This is a genomic window from Vibrio sp. 10N.261.55.C5 (genome assembly GCF_041470505.1).
In the GTDB taxonomy this organism is placed as follows: Bacteria; Pseudomonadota; Gammaproteobacteria; order Enterobacterales; family Vibrionaceae; genus Vibrio; species Vibrio crassostreae_C.
This window is the reverse complement of record NZ_JBFRMS010000007.1, coordinates 8,120-21,033: the sequence shown is the minus strand read 5'-3', so window position 1 is coordinate 21,033 and position 12,914 is coordinate 8,120. Positions and strand designations below refer to the sequence as shown.

Here is a 12,914-nt window from a genome sequence, read left to right as displayed (position 1 = left end):
TCCAGTGGGTACGTAGAATAAAGCCTTAGTTTGTATGTGTGATCCTTATCATGTTTGTTGGCGTAAACCTTATCGATGATTTCTGTATCCGTATCTCAATAAAAATGACAAAAAGATTAATAGCTTAGGGAATCTCGCGCATGTGTAAAAAATGGACTATACGTTGTAGGGCAGGATGCAAATAACTTACGAAGAGATTTCTATGACAGCGAAATATGGCGCTAAACGTCGATTAGCGATTTTGGGTACAGCGATGATGGCCGCGTCCAGCGCCACTTTTGCGGCTGAAAAGCCAAATATATTGGTTATTTGGGGGGACGATATTGGTCAATCCAATGTGAGTGCATACACCTTCGGTCTCATGGGTTACAAAACCCCGAATATTGATAGCATCGCGAAAGAAGGGATGATGTTTACGGACTATTACGCAGAGCAATCTTGTACTGCGGGTCGCTCTACCTTTATCACGGGACAAAGTGTATTACGAACGGGTTTGAGTAAAGTAGGTTTGCCGGGCGCAGACATTGGCTTACAAGCAGAAGACGCGACAATCGCAGAAATGCTGAAACCTATGGGTTACATGACAGGTCAATTTGGTAAAAACCACCTTGGCGATAAAGATGAATTCCTTCCAACAGCACACGGGTTTGACGAATTTTTTGGCAACCTTTACCACCTAAATGCTGAAGAAGAACCAGAGAATGAAGATTACCCAACCGATCCTGAGTTTCGTAAGAAATTTGGCCCTCGTGGTGTCATTAAGTCATTCGCTGATGGCAAGATTGAAGATACCGGTCCACTAACGCGTAAGCGTATGGAAACGGTTGATGAAGAAACACTAGACGCGGCACTTGATTTTATGGATCGCGCAGTGAAAGCGGACAAACCATTCTTCGTGTGGTGGAACGCGACACGTATGCACTTTAGAACGCACGTGAAAGCCGACAGTAAAGGCGTAACCGGTGTCGGTAACTACGCTGATGGTATGGTTGAGCACGATCGACACGTTGGGCAACTATTGAAGCAAGTGGATGAGTTGGGTATCAAAGACAACACGATTGTTTTCTACTCAACGGATAACGGCCCTCACATGAACTCTTGGCCTGATGCGGGTACAACCCCGTTCCGTGGTGAGAAAAACACCAACTGGGAAGGCGCATACCGTGTACCAGCAATGGTTCGTTGGCCTGGTAAGATTGAACCAGGAACCGTATCTAACGAAATCATGCACCATATGGACTGGATGCCAACCTTCGTTGCCGCCGCTGGTGATGACCAAATCAAAGAGAAACTACTCAAAGGTCATACTGCCGGTGATAAAACGTTTAAGGTTCACTTAGATGGTTACAACTTTCTTCCTTACCTAACGGGTGAAGAAGAGAAAGGCCGTCGTTCGGAGATCTTCTACTTTACCGATGATGGTGATTTAGCGGCGCTTCGTTACAACCAATGGAAAGCGGTGTTCATGGAGCAGCGTGCAACGGGTACCATGCAAATTTGGGCTGAACCGTTCGTGACGTTACGTCTTCCTAAGCTGTTTAACCTGCGTATGGACCCATACGAAAACGCAGACATTACATCGAACACATATTACGACTGGTTGTTAGACCATGCTTATATGTTCGTTCCAGCACAAGCGTATGTGGGCAAGTTCCTAGAAACCTTTGCTGAATATCCGCCACGTCAAAAAGCTGCGAGCTTTAGCTTGGATCAGGTAATGGAAAAACTGCAGGAATCTCATAACAAGTAAGTGATTGTTTGAGTGAAACTGAACAGATTGAAGAGCTCTTAGGAGCTCTTTTTTTATGCGCATATCGATGAGTAAATCCCGGTCGTGAATACGAATCACAACAATCGAGCTCATTGCCACTAAATAATTGTAAATTCGTTGTTTTTACGTCTACCTTATTAAGCATAAGGATGTATAAAAACAAGGAATGTTATGTCTGCATGGTTGTGCTCACTGGTAAACGGATTGAAACACCAGCGAGTCGCAGTATTATCCGCAATCTTGTCTTCACTGATGTTGTCGCTGTTCAGTCTGAACGCCTATGCCAACGAGCAAGATCCTAATATCAACTCTGATATTTCAAAGGCCAACTCTGTAGCGTCACCCGTTAGCTCTGACGCTTTACCTATCGGTTCTAAAGCCAGCTATGTCGGTTCGGAAGCATGTGTTGATTGTCATAGTGAAGAAGTCGCAGCGTGGGAGGGCTCTCATCATGATATGGCGATGAAGCACGCTACAGACGAATCTGTATTAGGCGATTTCAACGATCAAACATTCACTCATGACGGTAAACCCAACCGATTTTTCCGCAAGGGCGAAGAGTTCTGGGTCAATATTGAAGGGCAAGACGGCCACTTTAAAGATTACAAAATCAGCTATACCTTTGCCTTTGAACCACTACAACAATACATGGTTGAATTTGAAGACGGCCGTGTACAGTTGATTCCTTTCGCTTGGGATTCTCGCACTGAGGGCGAAGGCGGTCAACGCTGGTTTCACCTCTATCCTGATACCACCAACACCGATGAATTCTACTGGACCAATAGCGGTCAAAACTGGAACTTCATGTGTGCTGATTGCCATTCAACGAACCTAGAGAAAAACTACGACAGCGCGAGTAATACCTACAACACTACTTGGTCTGAGATTAATGTCGGTTGTGAAGCGTGTCATGGCCCTGCGAGTGAGCACGTTGAAAAGGCTCAGCTAGCAAAAGCTAACGGTGGAAAGGATGCTCCAGTCTCGGCGCATTATGGTTTTGACCGCGACTTGTCGAAGTCGGTCAAAGAGTGGATCTATCAAGAGGGTAATTCAACCCTGCAACCAAAAGACATCATCCATACCAATCAAGTTCAAACCTGTGCTCAATGCCACAGCCGTCGTACTCAGTTAAATGAAACGGGTGATCACGTTAACGGGTCTTTCTTTGATAAGTATCGCTTGAGCTTGATTACCCCAGAGCTTTACCACAACGATGGTCAAATCTACGATGAAGATTACGTTTACGGATCTTTCCTTCAATCCGTGATGGCTGAAAAAGGCGTCACATGTACTAACTGTCACGATCCACATACTGCAGAACTGAAAATTGCGGAAGAAGCCGTGTGTAGCCAATGTCATATTGCATCAGAATACACGCCTGAAAAGCACACATTCCACGAAGCGAATACTGAAGCTTCACAATGCACGACTTGTCACATGCCAGAGACGACTTACATGGAGGTCGACCCAAGGCGTGACCACAGTTGGCATATCCCACGTCCTGATATTAGCCAACACATTAAAACGCCGAACGTGTGCACTAGCTGTCATGCAGATCAAACCGACCAGTGGGCAGATAAGCAAATCGGTGAGTGGTTCCCAGATTCTAAGTATCGTAATCAGCAGCACTTTGCCGTTGCCTTTTATGCTGACTCGATAGGGCACAGAGGTGCAGAGGATGCGTTGGCATACTCGGCTCAGGACTCTAGCTTAAGCAATATCATTCGTGCATCGAGCTTAGAACGTTTGGGCGGTAATACGGGTAAGAATACGCTTATCTCGCTAGCAAGAGCGGTGAAACATGATGATGAAATGATTCGTTTGGGCGTTGTGCAAGGCTCGTCTGGTTTCCTATTCACTGACCGTTGGCAAATTCTAGAGCCGCTACTGAAAGACCCTGTATTGTCGATTCGTTCAGAAACCGCAGGTGCATTGGTACGTTATTGGGGAGAAATGAATCCTCTGCAGAAAGACCAAATCAAGCCTGCATTGGAAGAGTACATTGAAATACAGCAATTTAATGCCGATAGAGGATTTGGACGTACTAACCTAGGCAACGTTTACCGAGATTTAGGTCAGCACGATAAAGCGATTGAGTTCTATCAAGGTGCTATCGAGATTGAGCCTTACTTCGAAAACAGCTACGCCAACTTGGCGGATTTGTATCGAGCGCAAGGTAACGAAGCAAAAGCGTTATCGACCTTGAAGCAAGGTATTGAAGCTCAGCCGAAATCGAGTGTATTACCATACAGCACGGGATTATCTCTGCTTCGTGTGAAAGATTACGAACAAGCAACGGAGTACCTTAAACAAGCTGCTGAAACTGCACAAACCGACCCACAATATTGGTATGTGTACGGATTGGCTTTGGAGAAATCTGATGTGCTTGCGGCAAGTCAATCACTGCATAAGGCTTACCAATTTAGCCGCAACCCACAGCACCTGTATGCCCAGTGTGAAGTGTTGGCGCGAAACAGTCATATACCGGGCGTACCAAAGGCGTTTGAGCAATGTATTTCATCATTGAGCAAAGTGGCACCGCCGGAAGCCATTAACCAATTGAAAGCTAGGTTTAAATAAAGCGATGAGGTGAGCTTGGCTATCGAGCTTGCTGCTTATTCCGCTTGTAACCAATTATCGCGTTTATAACTAATAGTTATGGAGCTTGTGAGTAGGATGTACGCAGCCAGATTGAATTAAGGGAAGACCTATGAACCATGCGCAACAAGCAATAAACCAACTGATTGAACAAACAGAGAAAAGTGTTATCGGTCAGAGCCACGTCGTTCGGGCTCTGGTGATAGGGTTATTGACTAATGGCCATGTGCTTTTAGAGGGACTTCCCGGTACAGCGAAAACTCGCTCAGTAAAATCGCTGGCGAATCTACTGAACACCAGTTTTGGTCGAATTCAATTTACGCCAGACCTGCTGCCATCTGATGTGACGGGCACGGAGGTGTATCAAGAGCTTGATGGAAAGCCTCAGTTGCATTTCCAACCGGGTCCTATTTTCAACAGCATTGTATTAGCCGATGAAGTGAACCGTGCGCCTGCAAAAGTACAGGCTGCTCTGCTTGAAGCGATGGCGGAAGGGACGATTACGGTGGGTGGTCAAACTCACATCCTGCCAGATTTGTTCATGGTGCTAGCCACACAAAACCCAGTTGAGCAAGAAGGTACGTATCCACTGCCTGAAGCACAAATGGACCGTTTCATTATGAAAGTGACAGTCGACTATCCAGAAGATGAAGCTGAACGCGACATCATTCGACTTGTGCGCAGTGAGGAACTCGGTAGCGAGACCAGTTCAGAATTAGTCACGCCACAACATATTGAACCTGAGTTGGTACTTGAAGCTCGGCGCCAACTTCCAGACATTGCTGTTTCTGATTTAGTTGAGAACTACATTGTGGCCTTGGTGATGGCAACTCGTAAGCCAGAGCGTTACCCAGAATCAAACTTGTCTAAATGGATTGAGATTGGTTCAAGTCCGCGTACTTCGATCGCGTTGGATAAATGTGCTCGCGCTTATGCATGGTTGCAAGGACGTGACCATGTCACGTTGGACGATGTGCGTGCCATGTTACCAACCGTATTAGGTCACCGATTCTCGTTGTCTTACGACGCATTGGCCGATGGTGTTGACCATCAAAGAGTGGTTGAAGAACTGCTCGATAATGTTGAGATTGGATAACTAGGGGGCGTCATGGCGAAGCCAACACAAGCTCCCAAATCGCAAGGCCTCGATCCACGACTGTATTGTGATTATTCAAGGTTAGTGCGAATTCAGGCTCAAGCTGAGTCGTTTTCACTGTTACCTCATTTAAAAGCGGGCAGCGTACTTTCGGGCAGACATAACTCTTTGTTCCGTGGTCGTGGTTTGAACTTCGAAGAATTACGTCATTACCAATTGGGTGATGATATCCGTAATCTCGATTGGAAAGTTACGATGCGAACGGGTAAGCCGCATGTTCGTAGCTATACCGAAGAGAAAGACCGAAATGTAATGATCTGTGTCGATCAGCGCAGTTCGATGTTTTTTGCTTCTCAAAACACCATGAAATCCGTTGTGGCTGCCGAAGTGGCTGCACTGTGTGGATGGCGAGTGCTTAAAGATGGTGATCGTGTCGGCTTCGTTTTGGCGTCGCACCAAAAGCTCTTTCATACCAAAGCGCAGCGTTCACAGTCTGATTTATTGGCTCAGTTAAAGCATCTTACCAAGGCTAATCAAAGCTTAGACGTGAGTGTGAGTGACAGCGAGGGTGTTGGTTTTAGCCAGTGGATTGAACTGATCAAGCGAATGAGACTCAAGCAATCAACCTTGATATTCATTAGTGACTGGCGAGACTGCCGAGAACAACATCTCGATCGACTAAAACAGTTACAGCAACACAACGATATCTTGGCCATTATGGTCACCGACCCATTAGAACAGTCATTGCCTCAATATCTTGCAAGCGCAAACTGGGTGGTGGGTGATGGTCGCTTTCAACTTAATCTGGATAGTCAATCTAAGGTAAACCTCGCGAGTGAAAGTCTTGCTCAGAAAGCGGCACTTCAGAAACAGTCCCTTGCTAAATTGATGGCGATGAAAAACCTCCCTTATATAGAATTAGACACGTCGGGCAATCACATATCACAGCTGCAGAAGCTAGTGGGAGGGCGCTAAATGGCTGTTGAACATACTCCTCCAAGTACCTATATCCTCCGCGAACTGCACGATGTAGCGATTCCTGACAGTGTGAGCTGGGCTCCTCAAACGATCGGCTGGAAGATCCTTGGCGTTATTCTGTTATTGGTCGCTATCTATCTGGCTTATCGTTTGGCGCAGAAATGGTGGAATAACCGTTATCGCAAAGAAGCGCTTCAAGAACTCATGGTACTGGATGCAAGAGACAAGAACTCAACTGAACGAACCTTTAAAGTCCTCAAAGTGGTACTTCGTTACCTAGACAGCAGTAATGCAAAGCTGTTTGGAAAAGCCTATGTCAACCGTCTGAACGCTTATCTGCCTGTTAGCGCTAACACAAGTGAAAACAGCAATGCGTTCTTTGCCGATGAAGTTTCGGAATTATGGATGCAAAGCCTAATTGACCCTAATGTGCGTTTGAGCTTTGAACAGCGTTTAGAGGTAATTCAAACCGCGATGATGTGGCTAAAACTTCACAAGCCGAATGTACAGGTAACGGTTGAGGGGCAAGACAATGTTTGATGTTTTATCTGCCAGTTTTGAATTTGCGCATCCGCTGTGGTTTATTGCGCTGCCTTTACCGTTGTTGGTCTACTTTGCGGTGCCAGCTTATCGAACTAAGCAAATGGCGATTAAGGTGCCATTTTTTCGAGAATTGGTAGAAGCGATTGGGGAAGCACCGTCAGAAGGTGCAAGCCAGTTAACTCCAAGCTGGTGGCAACGAACCACGCTCATTATTACTTGGGTATTGGTCGTGTGTGCGTTAGCGAAACCAACCATTCTTGGTGAGCCACAGGTTCGCGAACAATTGGGTCGTGATGTGATGGTGCTGGTCGATTTGTCTGGCTCAATGGCGGAGCAAGATTTCACTTCTAAACAAGGCGATAAAATCTCTCGTTTAGATGCGACCAAAGAGGTGCTGGCTGATTTTGCGAAAACCAGAAAAGGTGACCGACTCGGTTTGATCTTGTTTGGTGATGCAGCGTTTGTACAAACGCCATTTACCGCGGACCAAGATGTATGGCTTGAACTGCTTAATCAAACCGATGTCGCGATGGCAGGGCAAAGTACGCACTTGGGCGATGCAATTGGCTTGGCGATCAAGGTGTTTGAACAAAGTGAAAAGCAAAGTGCTGCCGTTCAAGATTCAAACGTCGACACCAACGAAAAAGAGAAAGTCGTGATCGTATTAACAGACGGTAATGATACAGGAAGTTTTGTTGAGCCTATCGATGCCGCAAAAGTCGCCAAGGCTAAAGGCGTTCGAATTCACGTTATTGCGATGGGCGATCCGCAAACCGTTGGAGAGGTTGCTCTGGATATGGAAACCATCAAGCGTGTCGCTCAAGAGTCAGGTGGCGAAGCCTTTGAAGCACTTAACCGCGACGAACTGACCAAAGCCTATGCTCAGATTGGTGAGCTTGAACCTCAGTTATATGAAAGTACCACTTATCGCCCTAAACAGGGGCTGCACCACTATTTGATGGCGATTGTTGTAGTGATGTATTTGACCGCATTCAGCTTAGCAACGATACGCCGAAGATCGCTGCTCGCTTCTTCGGCTAAGAATTTGAAAGGAGAGAGTGATGCCTGATTCTCTCACGATACAACAGTTTTTTACCCAGTTTCATTTTATCCGACCTTTGTGGTTGTTGGCCTTTATTCCGATGTTCTTCCTGTTATGGGTTCGTTGGAGAGAAGAGACCAAACCAACGTGGAAAGACATTTTACCTACACATTTACGTGATGCATTGACGATTGGCGAAACAGGCTGGCGCAAGCAACTGCCGTTGAAGCTATTGGTGGTAATTGTGACTATCGCCATCATTATCTGTTCTGGCCCAACATGGCAGCGTGAGGCTTCGCCTTTTGGTGAAGACAAAGCGTCGATGTTGGTTGTGCTTGATAATAGTGAATCTATGCTTGCTAAAGATTTGCCTCCAAGTCGCTTGGAACGATCTAAGCAGAAAATTAGAGACTTATTGGCAGCTCGCAAAGGCGGTAATACGGGCTTAGTGGTTTATGCAGGCAGCGCACACGTGGCGATGCCAGTGACCCAAGACAGCAAGGTATTTGAACCGTTTCTGGCAGCTATCACTCCTGACATCATGCCTGTATCCGGTAAGTCAGCGGAAGAGGCGTTGCCACTCATCAATCAACAATTATCGGGTGAGTTAGGTTCGTCAGTGTTGCTGGTATCAGATGGTGTGAACCCAAGTACCATCAGGGCGTTCGAAACCTTCTTTAACGACAATCCGTATCAACTGCTCATTCTAGCGGCAGGAAATAGCAATGTGGTGAGTGACAGCCCTGTAGACCTCGATTCATTGCGTAGCTTAGCGAGCAAGACGGGCGGAAGGCTGATCGAAGTGACCGTTGATAACTCCGACATCCAACAACTCAACAAAGCGGTTGAAAGAAACATGCAACTGAACGGTGAGTCTTCAATGCCTTGGAAAGACATGGGATACGGTCTGCTGATTCCAATGGCAATCATCATGCTGTTGTGGTTTAGAAAAGGGTGGTTGGTTCAATGGTGTGTGGTTGGCGTTTTGATTACAGGCAGTGTGTATTCTCCGTATACCTTGGCGAAAACGGTGAGCTTAACCGCGGATAAACCCATAGTTGAAGAGTCCCTTACGGTTTGGGATAAAACTGCCCAATGGTGGTGGGATTTATGGCTAACGCCTGATCAACAAGGGCAACGTTTATTGAATCAAAAGGAATACCTTGAAGCGGCAAAGCACTTTAAGGATCCCATGAGAAAGGGCGCAGCTTATTACTATGCTCGTGATTTTAAGTTAGCTCACAGTGCCTTTTTGCAAACCAAGACCGATTATGGTTTGTATAGCGCAGCCAGTGCTTTAGCTCGACAGCGAGAGTACCTTGCTGCTCGCGATCTACTCAAATCACTGAGTGAAAAGCCCGATCTGTCACCAGAACTGAAAGCCGATATAGAAAACAATTTGGCGGTTCTAAGCGGCATTGTTGAAGAGGTTAATCGCACCAGTGAAAGCCAAGCATCTTCTTCGGTATCTGATGGGCTTGAGGAGTCCATAGAATTAGCTGATGACCAGCCACGCACGGGGGACGGCGCAGAAGAACAAACGGTAGCCGAAGTTATGTTGAAGGAAACACTTAATGCCAATGAAATTTTGGGTAGCCAAGAGCTTGCCGATAAGTGGTTAAAACGAGTCGAAGCGGACCCTAAGTTCTTCTTAAAGTCCAAGTTCCAAATTCAATTAAGAGACCCTGCACCTTCCATCGAACAAGCGTCAAAACAGGAGCAAACCCAATGAGTCGATATCATTTAGCTCTTGAAGCCATTCAATCAAAGAGAGTGCGATTCAGAACCCATAAGTGGTTACTGTCGATGACTCTTATATTGAGTTGGTTTTCTCCTTTTGTTGCTTCTGCTGCCGATATCTTCGATCTCCAAAAAAGTGGTGACGTTGAGCTTATCGCTTGGGTAGGGGAAAAGCCAAAGTCAGGCGATAAGATAACGCCGACTAAAGTGAGCGTTAATGAGCAGGTAATTCTAAATATTGAGGTGGCGACTCCGCGCTGGTTAACAGGAGGGACTCGAATCGGCAGTATCGAAATCCCTAACGTGATCGCTAAGCAACGTAACCAACTCGCGACTAATTACACGGAACGGGTCAATGGCACTACATGGTCGCGTCAACGATGGGAAGTGACACTTTATCCGATGACTTCTGGCGAGTTTGTCATTCCAACCGTGCCGGTTCGTATCCAAGTTTCTGCTCCTGATGGTTCAAACGTGGGCGGTACGCTTTACACGCAGCCGATTAAGTTTGAAGCTTCGTTGCCTTCAGGTTTACTCGATAATGAAACGCCTTGGTTTTCTGCGACAGAAGTAGATATAGAGCAGCAATGGCAACGCTCAAGTGAAGAGCTAAAAGTTGGCGATGCTATTACTCGAACTATCACGATTAAGGCAAAAGACAGCTTTTCTGTGTTGCTGCCAGATGTGTTGAACAATGAATCGACCCAGCAGTACCAAGCTTACCCGCAACCTAATCGTTTAGATGATACTCAAGATCGTGGTAACTACCGTTCCAGTCGAATTGAGGAGACGGTTTATGTTATTCAGCAGGGCGGTGAATTTACGCTGCCAGAGTTTTCATTTCAGTGGTGGGACAGCAAAAATCAACGCCTTGAAACCGTGGTGATAAAAGGGAATCTGTTTGAAGCCAAACACACAGTCCAATCTTTCATCAAGGCTTACATGTCAGTGTTTATTAGCGTTGGTCTGGCACTGTTGTTCAGTGTGGCGTGCTTTGTTTCGGTTAAACGTTATTCTGCGAACCGCCCAACACCAGGTTGGTTGGTACTACGTCGTTTACTCAAGCAAGGTAATTGGGCTGCATTAAGAACCTTTATCTACCGTCAATTGCGAAACGAAACCTCTCAGTTAGAACTGAATAAAGCGCAACATGATAAAGCGAAAAATGGTAAATCAAATGGGCAAAAGCGTTGGCTAGAGGATAGCGAAGCCCTTCAACAAGGATGTGAAGATAAAAACGTATTCACTCGTTTATGGAAAGGGTTACGTAACTTGCCCAACGAGAAATCAAGCCAGAGTCAATCTCGTTCAATTGCCGCTCGCTTGAAAATCCCTAAAGCCTTGCCAAACTTAAAAGATAGAACTAAGTAGCAAACTTTAGTTATTCGCATCGAACATAATCGGCAGGTTCTCTACTATGGGGAACCTGCTTCTTTAATATGGAACTGTATGAAAAGTACCGAACTAAATCTAATTCCTATATTTGTTGCTATCTATGAAGAGCAGAACTTATCTAGAGCTGCTAATCGCATGGATATAAGCCAACCAGCAGTGAGTAAAGCACTTGCAAGGTTGAGAGATATCTATGATGAGCCACTGTTTCATCGCACCACATCAGGCGTAGAGCCAACCACATTCGCTATTGATATCTATCCTGCAATGGCCGCTGCACTTAAAAACTTTACTTCTACCTTATCCGCATCAAGAGACTTCGATCCTAAAACCTCAGGCCGCGTGTTTTCCATTGCCTGCGTCTCGGCGGCGAGCTACGAAATGATGCCAAAAGTCATGCGGTTAATCAGCCAAGTCGCACCAGGTATCGCGTTAGAGGTTCATCCTCTGTTTACCGAAGACTATGAGTCTGATTTAAGGCTGCAAAGACACGACGTGATTGTTGATATGACGCCTAAAGGAAGAACCATGCTTAAGCACGAGGTGATTTCTACAGAAGAGCTGGTGGTGGTGTGTAGTAGTGATCATCCTACGGTTGGCGATACCATCGATATGGAACAGTTCTTAGCACTCGAGCATGTGGTGGTCTCTAGGTGGCATGCGCGCAAAAGCTTATTAAGCTCTGAGCACTATAGTGACCTTGAGAAACGTAGAATCGTGTATCGCGCAGCGGGCGTTGTAGAGATGCTTCCTGTTATCGAAGGCTCTGAGTACATCGGAGTAATGCCTATTTCATCAGTGCATTGTTTTGCTGAAAAGTACGCGGTAAAAACACTGCCATTACCCTTCGAGTTGGAAGACCTCGATATGTGTATGATTTGGCATCCAAGCCGTACTAATGAACCAAGCCATAAGTGGTTACGAGCTAAGATCAAAGCGGCAGCAAAAGAGTTATCAAGTTAGCCTATACAAGGACATAGCCATGGACAGCATTCGCGTGATTTTAAACGGAAAGAAAGCCAATATCCCGGAATTAAGGCAAGCCATCTTTGCGGCGAGGGACAATGATATTGACCTGCAAGTTAGAGTGACTTGGGAATCGTCGGACATGTTTCGTTTGGTAAGCGAGGCAATATGCGATGGTGTTAAGCGTCTGATTGTTGTCGGTGGCGATGGAACGGTGAATGAAGCCGTTAACGCGCTCAACCTGTTCCGTGCCAGTGAAAGACCACAACTGGCGCTTGTCCCAATGGGCACTGCGAATGATTTTGCTACCGCAACGGGAATACCTAACGATATTTCGGGTGCTTTTGAACTAGCGCTGGAAGGCAAGGCGTTTGCGGTGGATAGCGTGCGTGCGAATGACCGCTATTTTATGAATGTCGCTGCGGCGGGTTTTGGTGCTGAAGTCACAGCTGAAACGCCAGTCGAGCTTAAAGATTTTCTCGGTGGCGGTGCGTATACACTAACAGGTGTGGTGAAAGCACTTGGCTTTAAGCCCTACAGTGGCACGTTGCCCATAGACAAAGGCAGCTTTACCGGCGAGATCCTTGTGGGTGCTTTTTGTAATGGTCGCTTAGCGGGTGGAGGACAAGAGTTAGCACCCAATGCATTGATTGATGATCGCTGTTTACCCAGTCGGGTATCGAGCTATCACGCGCCACCATGGCAAGGTGGGTTATCCAAGTCAGTGAGAAGTTCGCCCCGCTGTATGTCGCCTTGAAAGAGCACCTACTTCAACAAGTGGTGGTTCA

Annotated in this window: 9 protein-coding genes and 2 pseudogenes; all 11 read left to right on the top strand. The window is 46.3% G+C overall.

The features are described 5' to 3' along the window. Nucleotides 1–202 precede the first annotated feature (202 nt). Complete coding sequence (locus AB4263_RS01260) at nucleotides 203–1,750, top strand: arylsulfatase (RefSeq protein WP_017060009.1); 1,548 nt, start codon at nucleotides 203–205, stop codon at nucleotides 1,748–1,750. Nucleotides 1,751–1,942: 192 nt separating this feature from the next. Next, nucleotides 1,943–4,351, top strand: a complete 2,409-nt coding sequence (locus AB4263_RS01255) for a tetratricopeptide repeat protein (RefSeq protein ID WP_372097248.1) — start codon at nucleotides 1,943–1,945, stop codon at nucleotides 4,349–4,351. A 130-nt stretch (nucleotides 4,352–4,481) separates the two neighbouring features. Beyond that, nucleotides 4,482–5,465: an AAA family ATPase gene (locus tag AB4263_RS01250; RefSeq protein WP_372097246.1), complete on the top strand. Its 984-nt coding sequence runs from the start codon at nucleotides 4,482–4,484 to the stop codon at nucleotides 5,463–5,465. A gap of 12 nt (nucleotides 5,466–5,477) precedes the next feature. Further along, nucleotides 5,478–6,440 carry a DUF58 domain-containing protein gene (locus AB4263_RS01245; RefSeq protein ID WP_372097244.1) on the top strand — a complete coding sequence of 321 codons (963 nt, stop codon included), beginning with the start codon at nucleotides 5,478–5,480 and terminating at the stop codon, nucleotides 6,438–6,440. Continuing rightward, nucleotides 6,441–6,983 carry a DUF4381 domain-containing protein gene (locus tag AB4263_RS01240; protein WP_108207586.1) on the top strand — a complete coding sequence of 181 codons (543 nt, stop codon included), beginning with the start codon at nucleotides 6,441–6,443 and terminating at the stop codon, nucleotides 6,981–6,983. Next, a complete protein-coding gene (locus AB4263_RS01235) occupies nucleotides 6,976–8,055 on the top strand; it encodes a VWA domain-containing protein (protein WP_372097242.1) in 1,080 nt (359 codons plus the stop codon). The genes AB4263_RS01240 and AB4263_RS01235 overlap by 8 nt, the downstream gene beginning before the upstream one ends. Next, complete coding sequence (locus AB4263_RS01230) at nucleotides 8,048–9,760, top strand: VWA domain-containing protein (protein ID WP_372097241.1); 1,713 nt, start codon at nucleotides 8,048–8,050, stop codon at nucleotides 9,758–9,760. The genes AB4263_RS01235 and AB4263_RS01230 overlap by 8 nt, the downstream gene beginning before the upstream one ends. Next, nucleotides 9,757–11,139 (top strand): BatD family protein, encoded by a 1,383-nt coding sequence (locus AB4263_RS01225; RefSeq protein WP_372097239.1) that lies wholly within the window; start codon nucleotides 9,757–9,759, stop codon nucleotides 11,137–11,139. Before AB4263_RS01230 ends, AB4263_RS01225 begins: the two co-directional genes overlap by 4 nt. Before the next feature lie 78 nt (nucleotides 11,140–11,217). Then, the gene (locus tag AB4263_RS01220) at nucleotides 11,218–12,123 is read left to right on the top strand and encodes a LysR family transcriptional regulator (RefSeq protein WP_017059228.1); all 906 of its coding nucleotides are present in this window, start codon (nucleotides 11,218–11,220) and stop codon (nucleotides 12,121–12,123) included. A gap of 19 nt (nucleotides 12,124–12,142) precedes the next feature. Further along, nucleotides 12,143–12,784: pseudogene (locus AB4263_RS01215) on the top strand (YegS/Rv2252/BmrU family lipid kinase); the annotation flags it as partial. Beyond that, nucleotides 12,784–12,914, top strand: a pseudogene (locus tag AB4263_RS01210) (transposase); the annotation flags it as partial. The pseudogenes AB4263_RS01215 and AB4263_RS01210, both read left to right, overlap by 1 nt.

What these genes read in the sequence shown, in the direction of transcription:
- AB4263_RS01260 (WP_017060009.1), top strand. Translation starts at nt 203, where the DNA reads ATGACAGCGAAATATGGCGCTAAACGTCGATTAGCGATTTTGGGTACA.
- AB4263_RS01255 (WP_372097248.1), top strand. Translation starts at nt 1,943, where the DNA reads ATGTCTGCATGGTTGTGCTCACTGGTAAACGGATTGAAACACCAGCGA.
- AB4263_RS01250 (WP_372097246.1), top strand. Translation starts at nt 4,482, where the DNA reads ATGAACCATGCGCAACAAGCAATAAACCAACTGATTGAACAAACAGAG.
- AB4263_RS01245 (WP_372097244.1), top strand. Translation starts at nt 5,478, where the DNA reads ATGGCGAAGCCAACACAAGCTCCCAAATCGCAAGGCCTCGATCCACGA.
- AB4263_RS01240 (WP_108207586.1), top strand. Translation starts at nt 6,441, where the DNA reads ATGGCTGTTGAACATACTCCTCCAAGTACCTATATCCTCCGCGAACTG.
- AB4263_RS01235 (WP_372097242.1), top strand. Translation starts at nt 6,976, where the DNA reads ATGTTTGATGTTTTATCTGCCAGTTTTGAATTTGCGCATCCGCTGTGG.
- AB4263_RS01230 (WP_372097241.1), top strand. Translation starts at nt 8,048, where the DNA reads ATGCCTGATTCTCTCACGATACAACAGTTTTTTACCCAGTTTCATTTT.
- AB4263_RS01225 (WP_372097239.1), top strand. Translation starts at nt 9,757, where the DNA reads ATGAGTCGATATCATTTAGCTCTTGAAGCCATTCAATCAAAGAGAGTG.
- AB4263_RS01220 (WP_017059228.1), top strand. Translation starts at nt 11,218, where the DNA reads ATGAAAAGTACCGAACTAAATCTAATTCCTATATTTGTTGCTATCTAT.